We start from the raw sequence: 18,637 nt of genomic DNA on the forward strand, positions 1-18,637 counted from the left end.
TTATTTAACCTGTTTCAGCACGTCAGCGGTAATGTCTTTCGCGTTTGCCGCGTAAGCCACTGCTTTGGCATCAATCACCATGTCATAACCGTCATCATCCGCCACTTTCTTCACGGCGTCCTGAATACGGCTCAGCAGCTTGTTGCGCTCTTCCATCTGGCGACGGTGATTGTCCTGCTCGAACGCCTTCGCTTTAGAAGAGAAAGCTTCGCGCTGTGATATGATGTCTTTTTCCATGCGGCTGCGATCGCTGGCCTTCATGGTTGAGCCATCGCGCTGAAGACGCTGCATTTTGGTCTGCAGGTCACGCTCCTGGCTCTGCAGCTCAGTGGTGCGGCCTTTGAACTCGTTTTCCAGCTGTTTAGCAACGGTCGCACGTTGCGGTAACTGTTGGAAAATGCTAGACACGTTTACCACTGCGATTTTGTCAGCAGCCTGAGCGCCTACGGAAACGGCTAATGCAAGACCCAGACCTGCAGCGCACAACAACTTTTTCACTATAAACTCCTTACCATCAACATTTGTGTCAGCGACATAGTGTTTTCTCCGAACCGCTTTACCTGCCGCAGTCCGGTAACAAGACTTCAGCTACGCTTGCCTGCTCAGAACATTACCAGGTTTTACCAATGTTAAATTGGAACTGCTCTGATTTGTCCCCATCCACTTTTTTGACCGGCTGCGCATAGGAGAAGACCAGCGGTCCCAGCGGCGACATCCACTGCAGCGCAATACCGGTTGAGACGCGGATATTATTTGGATCGCTGTAGTCCGGAATGCCGGCGACGCGCGTATCCTCGCTGTTTTCCCACTTGGTGTCCCAGACGGTACCGGCATCCACGAACAGCGACGTACGCACCGAGTTCGCATATTTCTCGCTCAGGAACGGCGTCGGGGTGATCAGCTCCATACTGGCGACCGCCATGGCGTTGCCACCCACCGCGTCGTTCGACTTACAGAAGCCTTTCAGAGCGCCCTGCTTACAGGTGGACGAACCCTCTTTCAGGTAAACCGCTTTCGGACCAACGGTATTGGAGCGGAAGCCGCGCACGGTGCTGGAGCCGCCCCCATAGAAGTTCTCGTAGAACGGCATCTCTTTACTGTCCAGACCGCTGCCGTAGCCGACGCGGCCACGACCCAGCAGCACCCAGGTGTGATCGCGGTTCAGCGGCATATACTGCTGCATGCCCAGCGTCGCTTTGTAGAAGCAGTTGTTCGAGCCCGGAATGGTGATCTTACCGTTCAGGTTGGTGCGATTACCCTTGGTCGGGAAGACGCCGCGATCCAGCGTATTGTAAGTCCAGCCATAGTTGAAGGCGAAGTCATCCGCGGAGAAGTCGCCTTCGTCGTTGAGCTGCTGCGGCTTACCGACGGAATCGAGGTAGCGCCACATAGCCACCTGCGGCTGCATGTGGGAGAGGGAGTTGTGCACGTAGCCCAGACCGACACGCAGCGTGTTGTTTTCACTGACCGGGAAGCCCAGCGTGCCGTCTAAACCATAGCTCCTGTTGGTATACTCCGACAGGTCAGCGTCGTCCGCCTTAAAGTCGTTATAGAAGAGGCGACCGCCGAGGCTCACGCCGTCCACCGTAAAGTACGGGTCGGTCAGCGAGAATTCCGCATAGGTCTGGTAGTCGTTCTTGGTGCCGCTGACGCTGACCTTGTTGCCAGTGCCCAGCCAGTTATCCTGGGCAACACCGGCCTGGAAGCCGATGCCGCTTTCGGTACCGTAGCCGATGCCGAAGTTAAAGGTGCCGGTGTTACGCTCTTTTACCTTGTAGACCACGTCGACCTGATCCGGCGATCCCAGCACGCGCTGTGTGTCGACATGCACGGCTTCGAAGTAGCCGGTACGGTTCAGACGCTCTTTGCCCTGCTCCACTAGATCGCTGCCCAACCATGCGCCTTCCATCTGGCGCATTTCGCGACGCAGCACGGCGCCTTTCGAAGTGTCGTTGCCCTCGAAGCGCACTTTACGCACGTAATAGCGGTTGCCGGCATCCACGCTGATATGCAGCTTCACCGTTTTGTCGTCGTCGCTGATCTCCGGCTGCGTCATGACGCGCGGATAGCCGTAGCCGTAGCGGCCCAGCAGCTTTTTGATGTTACCTTCCATCTGGGTAACTTTGGTGCCGTTATACAGCTCGCCCGATGGAATTTGCGTCAGGTGTTCAATCTCAGCCGAATGGCCCACCATGCTGCCGTTAACGATCACGCCAGCGATTTTATACTGATCGCCCTCGGTGACGTTGACGGTAATGTAGATGCCTTTTTTATCCGGCGTCAGGCTGACCTGCGTCGAATCGATGTTGAAGCGCGCGTAGCCGCGAGCGAGGTAGAAGCTGCGCAGGGTTTCCAAGTCGCCCGCCAGTTTCTGCTTCTGGTATTTACGATTGCCTACCACGTTCCACCACGGCACTTCGTCGCGCAGATGGAAAAGAGAATTCAGTTTATCCGAGCTAAAGGCTTTGTTGCCAACGATATTGATCTGCTGGATTTTGGCGGAGACGCCTTCGGTAAACACCAGCTTCAGATCGACGCGGTTGCGCGGCAGAGGCGTTACCACCGCCTTCACGTTCGCGGTGTATTTGCCGACGCTGTAATAGAAATCCTCCAGTCCCTTCTCAATGGAAGAGAGCGTGGTGCGATCCAGCGCTTCGCCTACGCGCACGCCGGACGCTTCGAGTTTCTGCTTGAGCGGTTCCACTTTGAACGCTTTGTTGCCGGTAAAGGTAATGCTGGCAATGGTGGGACGTTCTTTGACCTGAACTATCAGCGTATTTCCATCACGCAGGACCTGAACATCCTCAAAGCTGCCGGTAGCGAACAGTGAGCGAATGGTGTTTTTAACATCTTCGTCATTCACCGTATCGCCAACTCGTACCGGCATGCTCAGCAAAGCCGCGCCGACGGTGACTCGCTGCAGCCCTTCGAAATGAATATCCTTCACCACGAAATCGTCTGCACCGTAAACGGTGGCGCTGCTAAACAGCAGCGACGCTATGAGCAACTTTTTCATCGCCATCGTTATTATGCGTTTTCCTAACACATCCCGCGTCTATCTACGTTACAGCGATTACAGACGAGAGAAATCATTGAAAAGTGCAAGCCCCATTAACAGCACCAGCAGTATTGAACCGATGCGATAACTGAAGTCCTGAACTCGCTCGGACACCGGTCCACCTTTAATCTTTTCGATCGCCAAGAAGAGCAAATGCCCACCATCTAACACCGGCAGCGGGAAGAGATTGATGATCCCCAGGTTAACGCTAATCAACGCCAAGAACATCAGGTAGTAAATCATCCCATACTCCGCTGACAACCCTGCACCCTGCGCGATCGAAATCGGCCCGCTCAGATTGTTAAGCTTCACATCGCCGATAATTAACTTGTCCAGCATGGAGACCGTCACCTTCATCAACTGCCAGGTTTTCGCACTGGCCTCACCAATAGCGTCAAACGCGCCATACTGCCTTACCGTCTTGTAGGCGTCCGGCAGCGGGATGACGCGCGGGGTGACCCCGGCGAAACCTTCTGCCTTCGCGCCGGGCCTGGCTTCCGGCGTCAAGATCAGCTGCACTGCCCTGCCGCCGCGATCGATCTCCAGCGCCATGCTTTTGCCCGCATTGTCCCGTACCTGCGCCACAAAAGCCTGCCATTGCGTTAACGGCTGACCATCGACTTTAACGATCCTGTCGCCCGCTTGCAAACCGGCGACGCTTGCCGGCGAATCGGCCTGAACCTCCGCCAGCGTGGTTTCGATCTGCGGCCCGCGGGGACGGATGCCTAACGCTACGACCGGATCTTCTTTGTCTGGCTCGAACTGCCAGTTGTGCAGATCGACCGCATTCTGCTGCGTCGCCTCTTCACCGAAGCGCGAAACGGTCAACACCGTGCTCTCTTCGCCGATTTTACCAATCAGCGCCATGCGCACGGCATCCCAGTCAGGCGTTTCGATGCCGTCTACCGCTTTAAGTTCCATCTCGCTGGCAATTTGCGCTTCCGCCGCCACCGAACCGCTCACAATTTCTCCAACCACCGGACGCACGCCAGGCACGCCGTGCATAAACACCAGCCAGTAGGCGAATACGGCAAAAATGAAGTTGGCAATGGGGCCTGCAGCGATAATCGAGGCGCGCTGCCAGATAGCTTTATTATTGAAGGCCTGATGGCGCAGCTCGGCGGGTACGCTTTCTACCCGCTCGTCGAGCATCTTGACATAGCCGCCGAAAGGAATAAGCGCGATGACGTACTCGGTGCCCTGGCGATCGCGGCGTTGCCAGAGCGCTTTGCCGAAGCCGATGGAGAAGCGTTCAACGCGCACGCCGCAGCGGCGCGCCACCCAAAAATGACCAAACTCGTGCACGGTAATCAGCACGCAGAGGGCGATGATAAAGGCGACAAAACTCCACAGTATACTTAACATCTACGCCTGTCCTCAGAGAGTACGGAATACCAGCAGCAGCAAACAGGCAAAAACCGGCACTGCCGCGGTCAGGCTGTCGATGCGATCGAGAATGCCGCCGTGGCCCGGGATCAGGTTGCCGCTGTCTTTGATTCCCGCTTCGCGCTTGAACATGCTTTCGGTCAGATCGCCCAGCACTGAGGTGAGGGTCGCCAGCACCGCGTAAACCACCAGCGTGCCGGCAGAGACGCTCAGCGGTGCAAAGCTGGCGAACAGCCAGGCGAGTAGCGCAGAGGAGAGCAAGCCGCCGAGAAAGCCTTCCCAGGTTTTGCCGGGCGAGACCTTTGGCGCCAGCTTATGCTTGCCGAACAGCTTGCCGAACATATAGGCACCGGAATCCGCGCCCCAAACCAGGAACATAACGAACAGCAGCCACCAGGAGCCAGCGTAGTGGTCGCTATCATAGTGATACTGGCGCAGCGCCATCATGCCCCAGAAAAAGGGAACCAACGTTAGCAGGCCAAACAGCAGGCGCAACGGACGCGAGTTGCGCCACAGCGCGGCCGACATGGGATAGGTGAGAACCAGAAGCAGCGCGGCGATCCACCACGCCAGCGACGCCCAGAGCGACGTGGCGACCTGCGGCAGATGCACGTCGCGCTGATAGGGGGGAAGCGTAAACTGCATCGCCGCCAGCAGCAGGCCGCACAGCACGGAGAGCCATATGCGCTGTTGACGCGACGCCATGCCCGCAAGCTGACCCCACTCCCAGGCGGCCAGCATGCAGATAATAATTGTCATAATAGCAAACCCAACGGGCGGTAACCAGAATAGTGCAGCGATCACCAGCGGAATGAGAATAAGTGCGGTAATCAGACGAGACTTCAGCAAAGGTTACCCCCTGTTTGCTCAGGCGCCGCTTGGTGCAGCGCCGCCAAAACGACGCTCCCGCAGAGAAAATGCATTCAGAGCACCTTCAAAAACGTATTCATCAAAATCAGGCCAGAGAACATCGGTAAAATAAAATTCAGCATAGGCAATCTGCCACAGCAGGAAGTTGCTAATCCGATGCTCTCCCCCGGTCCTTATCACTAAATCCACTGGAGCCAGCCCCTGCATGCAAAGATGCGCAGATAGGTTTTCCTCGCTGATCTGGTCAGGGCGCAGTAAGCCCTCCTGAACCTGCTCCACGAGTTTTTTTACTCCCTGGATAATATCCCAACGCCCGCCATAGTTCGCAGCGATATTGAGAGTCAGTCCACTATTTTGCTGAGTCAGTTCCTCGGCGCGACGAATACGCTCTTGAATACGGTTACTGAAACGGCTTATGTCACCTATAATGCGCAGGCGCACGTTGTGCTTGTGCAGGCTTTTCACTTCGCTGTCGAGCGCCCAGACAAACAGCTCCATCAGCGCAGTGACCTCCTGAGCCGGACGGCTCCAGTTCTCGCTGCTGAAAGCATAGAGCGTCAGCGCCTCGAGCTTATGGCTGACGCCGAAGCTGACGGAGCGGCGCACCGCTTTCACACCCGCTTTATGGCCCGAGATACGCAGTTTTCCCTGATTTTTAGCCCAACGACCATTGCCATCCATAATGATAGCCACGTGACGCGGGCCAGTTCCCTGCTGGTCATCGGTTTTATTTTGATTGTTGAACGACATAATGCGTAATCAATTCCTGTTGTCAGAAATGCTGTGGTTTCTGAATACATTGCGCCCGGTACTCTCTCCGCCCAAAAGGGGCGAGGCGCATCTGATGCGATGCCATAGCCGGAAACGCGATCGAGCGACTATACCATCTTCGCTACAGGCGAACAAATGGCGGCACGCGCTAGCGCGAGGTCGCGAAACGCGGCAATATCTCTGCGGCTCTGGCGCGTGCGGCGCGGTCTATCTCCAGCACGGCGTCCACGCTCTCCGGCTCCGAAAACGCCTGCGCCGCCAGCACCTCGCTGTTGAGCGCCGCGATGTCGGTAAAGCGTATCTGGCCGTCCAGAAAAGCCGCGACCGCAACCTCATTGGCCGCGTTCAGCGTCGTGGTCGCCGCCTGTCCCGCCTCACAGGCGTCAATCGCCAGCTTCAGACAGGGATAGCGGCCGAAGTCTGGTTCAGCGAACGTCAGTGCAGACATACGCGTAAAGTCCAGCGGCGTCACGCCTGCTGAAATACGCGCGGACCAGGCCATGCAGTGCGCGATGGGGGTGCGCATATCCGGCAAACCGAGCTGAGCCAGCACGCTGCCGTCGCAGTAGCGCACCATGGAGTGGATCATCGACTGCGGATGCAGAATGACCTCCATCTGCGCGGCGCTGGCATTAAACAGCCAACGGGCTTCAATGTATTCGAGACCTTTATTCATCATCGTGGCCGAATCGACGGAGATTTTACGCCCCATCGACCAGTTCGGATGCGCGCAGGCCTGATCTGGCGACATGGTTGACAGGTCGGCCAGCGGCGTGTCACGAAAAGGGCCACCCGATCCCGTAAGGATAATGGACTCAATGCCATTTTCTCGCAGGTCAGCGTAGCCTAACTGATGCTGAATGGAAGCGGGCAAACTCTGAAAAATGGCGTTGTGCTCGCTGTCGACCGGCAGCAGCTGCGCCTGATGATAGCGAACCGCCTCCATAAACAAACGGCCGCAGGTGACAAGCGACTCTTTGTTGGCGAGCAGTACGCTTTTGCCCGCGCGGATCGCCGCCAGCGTCGGCAGCAGGCCAGAGGCGCCGACGATAGACGCCATCACCTGATCGACCTCATCCAGCGCCGCCAGCTCGCAGGCGGCCTGAACGCCGGAGAGCACTTCGGTATTGACGTTGAGTGCTTTCAGTCGTTCACGCAGCGCCTGTGCGGACGCCTCGTCCGCCATCGAGGCATAGCGCGGCTGAAAAGCCAGGCACTGCTCCACCATCAGCGCGACGTTTTGTCCGGCGACCAGCGCCGTGACGCGGTAAAGATCGGGGTTGGCGCGAATCACCGCCAGCGTGCTGGTGCCAATCGAGCCAGTAGAGCCCAGTAAGGTTAATCGCTTCATTAATGCTGTCCCTGTGAAGTCGTCGACAATCTCCGCGGACGCGGAAGGCAAAATGTAAAACGCCGCCAGAGCGCATTCGCAATGAATACCACTCTGAACGGCGTTTGATACCCGGCGCGGCCGGGCACAGAGCGAAACCGATGGGGTTAGAACTTCATCAGCTCCTTCTCTTTTTCAGCCAGTGCGGCATCGACGTTCTTGATGCGCGCATCGGTCATTTTCTGGATTTCGTCCTGGGTGCGACGCTCGTCGTCTTCGCTGATCTCTTTGTCTTTCAGCAAGGCCTTGATCTTGTCGTTAGCGTCACGACGCACATTGCGCACGGAGACGCGGCCCTGCTCGGCTTCGCCGCGCACAACCTTGATCAGCTCTTTACGACGCTCTTCGGTCAGCGCAGGCAGCGGAACACGGATGTCGCTGCCGGCTGAGCTAGGGTTCAGACCGAGGTCGGAAGCCATAATAGCTTTTTCCACTGCCGGTCCCATTGAGCGATCGAACACGTTGATCTTCAGCATGCGGGAATCTTCTACGGTAACAGACGCCAGCTGACGCAGCGGCGTCGGGGTACCGTAGTATTCGACGACGATACCGTCGAGCAAGGCAGGCGAAGCGCGACCGGTGCGCACTTTGCTGATGGTGTTTTTGAACGCTTCGACGCATTTGTCCATGCGCGTTTCAGCATCTTTTTTGATATCGTTAATCACGTTGAAACCCTTGGATTCGGTTTGACTTGGCCATTCCGGCTGTGCCGGAAGCGGTATCGCTGTAGAGCGATAATCCTGAATGGTGCGCGGTGGCGTCCGATGGCGCCCACTGCGCCGACAGAATATACCCTATTTTACCTTGCGTCGGGTATTAATGCGTAATCAGGGTGCCTTCTTTTTCACCCATCACCACGCGGCGCAGCGCGCCAGGCTTGTTCATGTTAAATATGCGGACCGGCAGCTGGTGATCGCGCGCCAGCATAAAGGCCGCTAGATCCATGACCTTCAGCTCTTTTTCTAGCACGTCGGCATAGGAGAGCTGATCGTACAGCGTCGCGTCTGGGTTCTTCACCGGATCAGCAGAGTAAACGCCGTCAACCTTGGTCGCCTTCAGCACCACGTCCGCTTCGATTTCGATGCCGCGCAGGCAGGCCGCCGAGTCGGTGGTGAAGAACGGGTTGCCGGTGCCGGCGGATAAAATCACCACGCGGTTGTTGCGCAGCAGGCTGATCGCTTCGGCCCAGCTGTAGTTATCGCACACGCCGTTGAGCGGAATCGCCGACATCAGGCGCGCGTTGACGTACGCGCGGTGCAGCGCGTCGCGCATCGCCAGGCCGTTCATCACCGTGGCCAGCATGCCCATATGGTCACCAACGACGCGGTTCATGCCCGCCTGCGCCAGTCCTGCGCCGCGGAACAGGTTGCCGCCGCCGATAACCACACCGACCTGTATGCCCAGCTCGACCAGCTCTTTCACCTCTTGCGCCATGCGGTCAAGCACGCTCGCGTCGATACCAAAACCTTCGGCACCTTGCAGTGCTTCGCCACTCAGTTTCAGCAGGATACGTTGATATACGGGTTTTGCGTTGGTCGCCATAGTCGGTACTTCCTGGAAGAGTTGAAAAGGAGAAATTAAATCTGATCGATCATCCGCTTAGCACGGCCAAATTACTATTGGGATGAGACTGAAAAGTGCCTGCTTTGCGCAGCAGGCAAAAAAAGAACCGCCTTCTTGCGGTTCTTTCAGTGCATTAAGACTGTTTAGACATGGCCGCTACTTCAGCAGCGAAGTCGCGTTCCACTTTCTCAATGCCTTCGCCCACTTCGAAGCGGATGAAGTTGATGACGTCAGCGCCCTGCTCTTTCAGCGCCTGGCCAACGGTTTTGCTCGGGTCGATAACGAAAGCCTGACCGGTCAGAGAGACTTCGCCGGTGAATTTCTTCATGCGGCCTTCAACCATCTTCTCTGCGATCTCTTTCGGCTTGCCAGACTGCATCGCGATGTCCAGCTGAACCTGGTACTCTTTCTCAACCACTTCTGCAGACACGTCTTCCGGCTTAACGAACTCCGGCTTGCTCGCGGCAACGTGCATAGCGATTTGCTTGATCAGCTCTTCGTTAGCGCTTTTCGCGGAAATCAGCACGCCGATGCGCGCGCCGTGCAGGTAGGAGCCCAGCTGCTCGCCTTCCAGCACAGAGATGCGACGGATGTTGATGTTTTCGCCGATTTTCGCTACCAGCGCCACGTGCTCTCCTTCGAATTTCGCTTTCAGCGCTTCAACGTCGGTGATGCGCTCAGCGGTCGCTGCGTCCAGTACTTTGTCAGCGAAAGCCTGGAAGCCAGCATCTTTTGCAACGAAGTCGGTCTGGCAGTTAACCTCCAGAATCACGCCGTAGTTGCCGTCGATTTTGGTTTTGATCACGCCGTCAGCCGCGACGTTACCCGCTTTTTTCGCCGCTTTGATCGCGCCGGACTTACGCATATTCTCAATCGCCAGCTCGATGTCGCCGTTCACTTCGGTCAGCGCTTTTTTGCAGTCCATCATGCCCGCGCCAGTACGCTCGCGCAGTTCTTTTACCAGTGCAGCGGTAATTTCAGCCATTCCAGAATCCTCGGTTCGTACCTGTGTGCTTGCGCACCAAGGCACCTGTTACGGAAAATTTACTTTGTCCCGCCCGCCAGAAAGGAGGCGTGACCGACTTGGATAAAATAAAGGGGCCAATACTGGCCCCTTAACAGATTACATCTGATGTCTAAGGGCTCTTTGACAGAGCGAACCTTATTAAGTTAAGCGTTTTCTAAAGACGCCTCTTCAGCCTGCTCAGCCAGATCCTGTGAACGACCTTCGCGCACGGTGGTGGCAACGGCAGTCAGGTAGAGGCTAACAGCACGGATCGCATCGTCGTTACCCGGGATAACGAAGTCAACGCCGTCCGGATCAGAGTTGGTATCAACGATAGCAAATACCGGGATACCCAGGTTGTTTGCTTCTTTGATAGCGATGTGCTCGTGATCGGCATCGATAACGAACAGCGCGTCCGGCAGACCGCCCATGTCTTTGATACCGCCCAGGCTGTTCTCCAGCTTGGCCAGTTCGCGACCGCGCATCAGCGCTTCTTTCTTGGTCAGTTTGTCGAAGGTGCCGTCCTGAGACTGAGTCTCAAGGTCTTTCAGACGTTTGATAGACTGACGAACGGTTTTCCAGTTGGTCAGCATACCACCCAGCCAGCGGTGGTTGACGAAGAACTGGTCGCAGCTCAGTGCAGACTCTTTTACCGCTTCGCTGGCAGCACGCTTTGTACCGACGAACAGGATCTTGCCTTTACGGGCAGAGATTTTATTCAGCTCAGCCAGAGCGTTATTGAACATCGGTACAGTCTGCTCAAGATTGATGATGTGAACTTTGTTACGCGCACCGAAGATGAACGGCTTCATTTTCGGGTTCCAGTAACGGGTCTGGTGACCGAAGTGAACACCAGCCTTGAGCATGTCGCGCATGGAAACAGTTGCCATGATTACCTCTAAAGTATGATTGGGGTTGGGCCTCCATGTATCCCATGCAACCGACCTCTTTCGAAGCACCCCGGCGCATGTGTCGATACATGTGTGTTTTAGTACACATATGATATTGTCGGTAACGGCAGCGGACAAGCGGCAGTGCCCTCATTTCGCTCGCGCGTTACGCAGATTGTGTTTCTCGCCCGGCCTTGCGGTCTGACAGAGAATCGCCGGCGCTTTATACCACAACCGCGCTGCTGAAGCCAGAATTTGTTCAGCGCGCGACCGCGCGGCGCGAACTGTGTTTGGCTGCCTGGTTCTCGGCTGCTAACATGATAGCACATCGTTCATTATTGCTGAAATTTTCGGCAACTGCGGATTAATTAATGTCAATTTCAATCAAAACCCCTGAAGAAATCGAAAAAATGCGCGTTGCGGGCCGCCTGGCCGCAGAGGTGCTGGAGATGATCGCCGAGCACGTTAAGCCCGGCGTCTCTACCGGCGAACTGGATCGCATCTGCCACGACTACATCACCAACGAGCAGCACGCTATCTCCGCCTGTCTCGGCTACCACGGCTTCCCGAAATCGGTCTGCATCTCGGTCAATGAAGTGGTGTGCCACGGCATTCCCAGCGACGATCGCATCCTGAAGGATGGCGATATCATCAACATCGACGTCACCGTGATCAAAGATGAGTATCACGGCGATACCTCGAAGATGTTTATCGTCGGCAAGCCGACCATCCAAGGCGAGCGCCTGTGCCACATCACGCAGGAGAGCCTCTATCTGGCGCTGCGCCTGGTGAAGCCGGGCATCCGCCTGCGCGAGCTGGGCCGCGCCATCCAGACATTTGTCGAATCGCACGACTTCTCGGTGGTGCGCGAGTATTGCGGCCACGGCATCGGCAAGGGCTTCCACGAGGAGCCGCAGGTACTGCACTACGACGCGGACGACGACGGCGTTGTGCTGCAGGCGGGCATGACCTTTACCATCGAGCCGATGGTCAACGCCGGCGACTACTGTATCCGCACCATGAAAGATGGCTGGACGGTAAAAACCAAAGATCGCAGCTTGTCCGCGCAGTACGAGCATACTATTGTGGTGACCGATAACGGCTGTGAAATCCTGACCCTGCGTAAAGACGACACCCTCGACGCGGTGCTGGTCAACAAAGGGTAACTGTTCCCACTGAAGAAAAGCCGGCCCTGCGCCGGCTTTTTTATGGCGCAAAAACAGAGAAGCGGTATGAGCGCGATATTGACGGAAGCGGTTAATGAGGGCCTGAAAGACTCTCCGACGCACTGGGATGACACGCAGATCACCCGCGAGGCGCTGAAACAAAAGCTGGAAACCTTTAACGCCTGCCTTTCGGCAGCGTTTGACACCGGCGAAGCGGTGGCGACGCTGGTGGACGCGCGTACCCGGTTTATCGATCGTCTGCTGCGCCGCCTGTGGCGCTTTTACGGCTTCGACGCCCTGCCCGCTATCGCGCTGGTCGCGGTCGGCGGCTATGGCCGCGGCGAACTGCACCCGCTCTCTGACGTCGATATTCTGATCCTCAGCCGCGAGCCGCTGGATGATGCCAGCGCGCAGCAAACCAGCGAATTGCTGACCCTGCTGTGGGATCTCAAGCTGGAGGTGGTCCACAGCGTGCGCACGCTGGAGGAGTGCTTGCTGGAAGGCCTGGCCGATCTCACTGTCGCCACCAACCTTATCGAGTCGCGCATGCTGACCGGCGACGTCGCCCTGTTTCTTGAGATGCAGAAGAACGTCTTCAGCGAGGGCTTCTGGCCGTCCGCCACCTTCTATGCCGCCAAAATCGAAGAGCAGCAGATGCGCCACCAGCGCTACCACGGCACCAGCTATAACCTGGAGCCGGACATCAAAAGCAGCCCCGGCGGCCTGCGCGACATCCATACGCTGCAGTGGGTGGCGCGCCGCCATTTCGGCGCTACCACGCTGGACGAGATGGTGGGATTCGGCTTTCTCACCGAAGCGGAGCGCAACGAGCTGAACGAGTGCCTGGCGTTTCTCTGGCGCATCCGCTTCGCCCTGCATCTGACCCTGACCCTGACCCTGACCCTGACCCGCTATGACAATCGGCTGCTGTTCGATAGCCAGCTCAACGTCGCGCAGCGGCTAAACTATCAGGGCGACGGCAACGAGCCGGTCGAGCGCATGATGAAAGATTTTTTCCGCGTCACGCGCCGCATCGGCGAGCTGAATCAGATGCTGCTGCAGCTGTTCGACGAAGCGATTCTCGCGCTCTCCACCACCGAAAAGCCGCGCCCGCTGGATGATACCTTTCAGCTGCGCGGCAATCTGATAGACCTGCGCGACGAAACGCTGTTCGAGCGAGAGCCGCAGGCGATCCTGCGCATGTTCTATGTGATGGTGCGCAACGAGCATATTCGCGGCATCTACTCCACCACACTGCGCCAGCTGTGCTACGCGCGCCGCCACCTGAAGCAACCGCTCTGCGAAATCCCGGAGGCGCGCCGCCTCTTTATGTCGATTCTGCGCCATCCGAGCGCGGTCAAGCGCGCGCTGCTGCCGATGCACCGCCACAGCGTGCTCTGGGCCTATACGCCGCTGTGGGGCCGTATCGTCGGGCAGATGCAGTTTGACCTGTTCCACGCCTATACCGTCGACGAGCACACCATCCGCGTGCTGCAAAAACTGGAGAGCTTCGCCGAGGAGACGACGCGGCCGATACATCCGATGTGCGTCGAGCTCTGGCCGCGCCTGCCGCAGCAGGAGCTGCTGCTGATGGCGGCGCTGCTGCACGACATCGCCAATGGCCGCCACGGCGACCACTCGATTCTCGGTGCGCAGGATGCGCAGGAGTTCGCCGAGCTGCACGGCCTGAACTCGCGCGAAACCCAGCTGGTCGCCTGGCTGGTGCGTCACCATCTGCTGATGTCGGTCACCGCCCAGCGCCGCGACATTCAGGATCCCGCAGTGATCCAGCAGTTCGCCGAGGTGATGCAGAATGAAAACCGGTTGCGCTACCTGGTCTGCCTGACGGTAGCCGATATCTGCGCCACCAACGAAACCCTGTGGAACAGCTGGAAGCAGAGCCTGCTGCGCGAACTCTTTTTCGCCACCGAGAAGCAGCTGCGACGCGGCATGGAGAACAGCCCCGACCTGCGCGAGCGGGTGCGTCATCACCGCCTTCAGGCGCTGGCGCTGGCGCTGCTGCACATGGACAATATCGACGAAGAGCGGCTGCACCAGATCTGGAATCGCTGCCGCGCCGACTATTTCCTGCGCCATACGCCGAACCAGCTCGCCTGGCACGCGCGCCATTTGATAGAGCACGATCTGCGTCAGCCGATGGTGCTGGTCAGCCCGCAGGCCACGCGCGGCGGCACGGAGATCTTTATCTGGAGCCCCGATCGCCCCTACCTGTTCGCCACCGTGGCGGGCGAGTTGGATCGCCGCAACCTCAGCGTGCACGACGCGCAGATCTTTACCAGCCGCGACGGCATGGCGATGGACACTTTTATCGTGCTGGAGCCGGACGGCAGCCCGCTGGCGCCCGATCGCCACGCCATGATCCGCCAGGCACTGGAGCAGGCGATCGCCCAGACCAGCTGGAATGCGTCGCGCACGCGTCGGCCGTCGGCCAAACTGCGCCACTTCAGCGTCGAAACCGAAGTCAACTTTCTGCCGACGCATACCGATCGCCGCAGCTATCTGGAGCTGGTGGCGCTCGACCAGCCGGGCCTGCTGGCGCGCGTCGGCGAAGTCTTCGCCGATATGGGCGTCTCGCTGCACGGCGCGCGCATCAGCACCATCGGCGAACGGGTTGAGGATTTATTTATTCTAGCCAACAATGAGCGGCGCGCCCTCGATGGCGAAATGCGCAAAGCGTTGCAACAACGGTTGACAGAAGCCCTTAATCCAAACGATAAAGTGTGACCGCAATCGATTTACTTTGACTCTTTGTGTCGGGACATGGCCCGGCATGCATAAGACAGATTCAGGAAAAAACTATGCAACAGTTACAGAGCGTTATTGAAATGGCCTTCGAGCGTCGCGCCGAGACTACCCCGGCGAGCGTGGACAGCGTGACCCGTGAAGCCATCAATGAGGTTATCTCTCAGCTGGACAGCGGCGCGCTGCGCGTCTCTGAAAAGATCGACGGTCAGTGGGTAACGCATCAGTGGCTGAAGAAGGCGGTGCTGCTTTCGTTCCGCATCAACGACAATCAGGTCATGGAAGGCGCGGCAACCCGTTTCTACGATAAGGTGCCGATGAAGTTCGCCGGCTGGGACGAAGCGCGCTTTAAAGCCGCCGGCTTCCGCGTCGTACCGCCGGCAGCGGTGCGCCAGGGCGCCTATATCGCGCGCAACACCGTGCTGATGCCCTCCTATGTCAATATCGGCGCCTACATCGACGAAGGCAGCATGGTTGATACCTGGGCGACCGTTGGCTCCTGCGCGCAGATCGGCAAAAACGTGCATCTTTCCGGCGGCGTCGGCATCGGCGGCGTGCTGGAGCCGCTGCAGGCCAACCCGACCATCATCGAAGACAACTGCTTTATCGGCGCGCGCTCTGAAATCGTGGAAGGCGTAATCGTGGAAGAGGGTTCGGTGATCTCTATGGGCGTCTACATCGGCCAGAGTACCAAAATCTACGATCGCGAAACCGGCGAAGTGCACTATGGCCGCGTACCGGCGGGTTCTGTGGTGGTTTCCGGCAACCTGCCGTCGAAAGATGGCAGCTACAGCCTCTACTGCGCGGTGATCGTCAAGAAAGTTGACGCCAAAACCCGCGGCAAAGTCGGCATCAACGAGCTGCTGCGCACCATTGACTAAGCTTCACTGACGGGCCGCGCTGGCCCGTCATCTATTTTAAAGGCCAGCCAGCGCTGGCCTTTTTGCCGTCTTAGCTCTGCTCGTCCAGCTGCAGCGCCACATAGAGCAGCAGACGATCGTCAAACTAGTTGAGGTTCAGCTCGGTCAGTTCTGAAATCCGGTTCAGCCAGTACTCCAGCGTGTTGCGGTGAATAAACAGCGCGCGAGCCGTGGCGCTGGGCTGTACGTTACGAGTAAACCGGGCGATCAGCGTGCGCCGCAGCAGCCCGTTATTATCCATGCTTTTCAGCTTCGCCATTGGGCGCGCCAGCTCATTGGCCTGCCAGTCGCCGCGCAGGCTGTCGAGCAGCACCGGCAGCACCAGATCCTGATAAAAATAGCTGCGCAGCTCCGGCATCCGCGGCTTTCCCACCATCATGATGGTGCGCGCCGTGCGATAGGAGCGCGTGATGCTCTGCCCGGTCCGGTAAAAAAGTTGCCGAGCGCGATGCGCATCCGCACCTGCCACTCTCTTTCATGCGCTGCAACAGCTGATTGACGCGTTTGCGGTGATCTTCCTGATCGTAGCGGCCATGGGTGTTAAGCGCCGGCTTCAGCACCACCATCTCCGTCAGGGAGACAATGGCGTTCAGGTTGTCGCGCTCCGGCTTGGTCAGCAGGTTTTGCAGCTGCTAAAGCTCGGACATGGCGCTGTCGACCTCGACCACCTCCACGACGTGCGGCTGATTGAGATCGATGCCGAGCCTCTGCGCCCACTCGGTCAGCGGCGGCGTCAGGGTTTCGCTGCGGATCAGGTTCAGCACCTCTCCTCACGCAGGCGGCTGTCCTGCGCCAGCATATGCAGCAGCCTCGCCTGCTCGCATCATCTCCGCCTTCATGCATACCAGCTCGCCATAGTGGCGCAGCGCGACCGGCTCGCCCGTCAGGCCGATAATACCGACAATCTCGCCGTCAATGCGCAGCGGCAGATTGATACCTAGCCGCACGCCGTGCAGATGCTTTGCCACCGCCTCGTCGATATCGACCACGCGCCCCTGCGACAGCACCAACAGCGCGCCTTCGTGCAATTCGCCAATATGCTCGCGATCGCCACTGCCGATAATACGGTCGCGCGCATCCATCACGTTGACATTGCTGTCAATAATCTTCATGGTGCGCGCCACGATATCCTGCGCCAGACGCGCATCGAGGTGATAGGTTGCCATCTGTTAATTCTGACAGAGAGTGGGAAATACAGCATACGCATGGCGGCAACGCCAGACATTGTGCAATTGCACAGAGCCAAGCGGGGTTTTACAGGTTTTGCAGCGGCGGTCACACTCTGTGCAGCGGGCAGAAAAAAGGCGGACCAGAGTCCGCCTGACAGGATGCGAGTCCGTTACTGCATCAGCAGATAGATGCTGGTGTCGCCGCGCTTGACCTTCAGCGCTAGCACGGAAGGTTTAGTGTCGAGGATTTTGCGCAGCTCGCCCAGATTGCCGACCGGCTGCTGGTTGACGCCGAGGATCACGTCGCCCTTTTTCAGACCGATGTGCGCCGCGGCGCTGTTGGGTTTGACGCTGTCGACGCGCACGCCTTTCTCGCTGCCACTGTGGTTGCTCAGGTCAGCGCCTTCGATGCCGGTATAGATGGTGGCCGACTGCACTTTATCCTGGGTGCTCTGCTGCAGCTCGACGGTGACGCTGACCGGCTTGCCGTCGCGCAGCAGGCCAAGCTGCAGTTTCGTACCGATCGGCAGCGTACCCACCTCGGCGCGCAACGCAGCGAAGTTGCTCAGCGGCTTGCCGTTCATGGAGACCACCACGTCGCCCGCTTTGATGCCCGCCTTCGCGGCGGCGGAATTCGGCAGTACTTGGCTGACAAAGGCGCCGCGCTGCGCGTCTACCTTTATCGCCTTCGCCAGCTCGGAATTCAGCTCAGCACCGAGAATACCCAGCTCGCCGCGTTTCACCTGGCCGAACTCTACCATCTGGATGGTCAGGTTGTTCACCATGTTGCTCGGGATGGCGAAGCCGATACCGATATTGCCACCATCCGGCGCAAGGATGGCGGTGTTGATGCCGATCAGCTCGCCGTTGAGGTTCACCAGCGCGCCGCCAGAGTTACCGCGGTTAATAGCAGCGTCGGTCTGAATAAAGTTCTCATAGTTTTCGACGTTGAGGCCGCTGCGGCCCAGCGCCGAGACGATGCCTGAGGTCACCGTTTCGCCAAGGCCATAGGGGTTACCGATCGCCACGGTGTAGTCGCCGACGCGCAGATTGTCGGAGTCAGCGATTTTAATCGCCGTCAGGTTTTTCGCGTCGATCAGCTGCACCAGCGCGATGTCGGAGCGTGGATCTTTACCGATGACCTTGCCGTCATAGCGGCGTCCGTCGCTGAGCTGAACCTGAATTTTGGTGGCGTTATCCACCACGTGGTTATTGGTGACCACATAGCCTTTATCGGCGTTGATCACCACGCCGGAGCCGAGCGCCCGGAATTTCTCCTGCTGCGAGCTGCCCCAGTCACCATCTGGACCCGCCTGACACATCGGTGAATTCTGGAAGGGCGAACCATCCTGACAGAACGGAGAGTTGTCGCCGAAGAACTGCTGGAACTGCTGCGGCAGGCGCGGCGTTTTCACTGTAGTGCTGCCTTCAACGTTAATACTGGCCACGGACGGCATCACTTTTTCCAGCATTGGCGCCAGGCTGGGCAGCTGCTGACTGGTAAAAGAAGCGGACTCGGCGGCGAAAACGGCCGCTGGTCTTAACGCCAGGCTAAGACTGAGCGCCAGCGCGCTCAACATTAAGGTGCTTTTTTTCATTCGTGTCGGTCTCATCCAAAATTAACGTCAGACAATTGCTATGGTCAGTTTATGAGATTAATGTTTTAATGCGAAGTTCCAGTAAAA

The 18,637-nt window shown here is 57.9% G+C and carries 14 protein-coding genes and 1 pseudogene; 3 read left to right on the forward strand and 12 right to left on the reverse strand.

The window, feature by feature from the left end:
- The 10 genes from skp to rpsB form a co-directional block, all read right to left on the reverse strand.
- Window positions 1-498: a molecular chaperone Skp gene (skp, locus tag EIO60_RS07055; protein WP_258576327.1), complete on the reverse strand. Its 498-nt coding sequence runs from the start codon at window positions 496-498 to the stop codon at window positions 1-3.
- A 112-nt stretch (window positions 499-610) separates the two neighbouring features.
- The gene (gene bamA, locus EIO60_RS07060; RefSeq protein WP_258576328.1) at window positions 611-3,022 is read right to left on the reverse strand and encodes an outer membrane protein assembly factor BamA; all 2,412 of its coding nucleotides are present in this window, start codon (window positions 3,020-3,022) and stop codon (window positions 611-613) included.
- Between the two features lie 51 nt (window positions 3,023-3,073).
- A complete protein-coding gene (rseP, locus tag EIO60_RS07065) occupies window positions 3,074-4,423 on the reverse strand; it encodes a sigma E protease regulator RseP (protein WP_258576329.1) in 1,350 nt (449 codons plus the stop codon).
- A 12-nt stretch (window positions 4,424-4,435) separates the two neighbouring features.
- On the reverse strand, window positions 4,436-5,293 hold the full coding sequence (gene cdsA, locus EIO60_RS07070) for a phosphatidate cytidylyltransferase (RefSeq protein ID WP_258576330.1): 858 nt from the start codon (window positions 5,291-5,293) through the stop codon (window positions 4,436-4,438).
- Window positions 5,294-5,311: 18 nt separating this feature from the next.
- Window positions 5,312-6,064 carry a (2E,6E)-farnesyl-diphosphate-specific ditrans,polycis-undecaprenyl-diphosphate synthase gene (ispU, locus tag EIO60_RS07075; RefSeq protein ID WP_258576331.1) on the reverse strand — a complete coding sequence of 251 codons (753 nt, stop codon included), beginning with the start codon at window positions 6,062-6,064 and terminating at the stop codon, window positions 5,312-5,314.
- Window positions 6,065-6,233: 169 nt separating this feature from the next.
- The gene (gene ispC / locus EIO60_RS07080) at window positions 6,234-7,436 is read right to left on the reverse strand and encodes a 1-deoxy-D-xylulose-5-phosphate reductoisomerase (RefSeq protein ID WP_258576332.1); all 1,203 of its coding nucleotides are present in this window, start codon (window positions 7,434-7,436) and stop codon (window positions 6,234-6,236) included.
- Window positions 7,437-7,582: 146 nt separating this feature from the next.
- Window positions 7,583-8,140 (reverse strand): ribosome recycling factor, encoded by a 558-nt coding sequence (gene frr, locus EIO60_RS07085; RefSeq protein ID WP_258576333.1) that lies wholly within the window; start codon window positions 8,138-8,140, stop codon window positions 7,583-7,585.
- Window positions 8,141-8,291: 151 nt separating this feature from the next.
- Window positions 8,292-9,017 carry a UMP kinase gene (gene pyrH / locus EIO60_RS07090; protein ID WP_258576334.1) on the reverse strand — a complete coding sequence of 242 codons (726 nt, stop codon included), beginning with the start codon at window positions 9,015-9,017 and terminating at the stop codon, window positions 8,292-8,294.
- A gap of 154 nt (window positions 9,018-9,171) precedes the next feature.
- Complete coding sequence (gene tsf, locus EIO60_RS07095) at window positions 9,172-10,023, reverse strand: translation elongation factor Ts (protein WP_258576335.1); 852 nt, start codon at window positions 10,021-10,023, stop codon at window positions 9,172-9,174.
- A gap of 185 nt (window positions 10,024-10,208) precedes the next feature.
- On the reverse strand, window positions 10,209-10,934 hold the full coding sequence (gene rpsB / locus EIO60_RS07100; protein ID WP_143806260.1) for a 30S ribosomal protein S2: 726 nt from the start codon (window positions 10,932-10,934) through the stop codon (window positions 10,209-10,211).
- Window positions 10,935-11,305: 371 nt separating this feature from the next.
- Between rpsB and map the strand changes: the two genes are divergently transcribed.
- The 3 genes from map to dapD all read left to right on the forward strand — a co-directional run bounded on the left by map (window position 11,306) and on the right by dapD (window position 15,744).
- Entirely contained in the window at window positions 11,306-12,100 is a 795-nt protein-coding gene (gene map / locus EIO60_RS07105; protein ID WP_258576336.1) for a type I methionyl aminopeptidase, read from the forward strand.
- 66 nt (window positions 12,101-12,166) lie between these two features.
- The gene (gene glnD / locus EIO60_RS07110) at window positions 12,167-14,845 is read left to right on the forward strand and encodes a bifunctional uridylyltransferase/uridylyl-removing protein GlnD (protein ID WP_258576337.1); all 2,679 of its coding nucleotides are present in this window, start codon (window positions 12,167-12,169) and stop codon (window positions 14,843-14,845) included.
- 74 nt (window positions 14,846-14,919) lie between these two features.
- A complete protein-coding gene (gene dapD, locus EIO60_RS07115; protein WP_258576338.1) occupies window positions 14,920-15,744 on the forward strand; it encodes a 2,3,4,5-tetrahydropyridine-2,6-dicarboxylate N-succinyltransferase in 825 nt (274 codons plus the stop codon).
- A gap of 124 nt (window positions 15,745-15,868) precedes the next feature.
- On the opposite strand, the pseudogene EIO60_RS07120 reads toward dapD, so the two are convergent.
- Window positions 15,869-16,949, reverse strand: a pseudogene (locus tag EIO60_RS07120) (CdaR family transcriptional regulator).
- A gap of 173 nt (window positions 16,950-17,122) precedes the next feature.
- Window positions 17,123-18,550, reverse strand: a complete 1,428-nt coding sequence (degP, locus tag EIO60_RS07125; RefSeq protein ID WP_258576339.1) for a serine endoprotease DegP — start codon at window positions 18,548-18,550, stop codon at window positions 17,123-17,125.
- Between the last annotated feature and the right edge of the window lie 87 nt (window positions 18,551-18,637).

This window comes from Candidatus Pantoea persica (assembly GCF_013753875.1).
Lineage (GTDB): Bacteria > Pseudomonadota > Gammaproteobacteria > Enterobacterales > Enterobacteriaceae > Pantoea > Pantoea persica.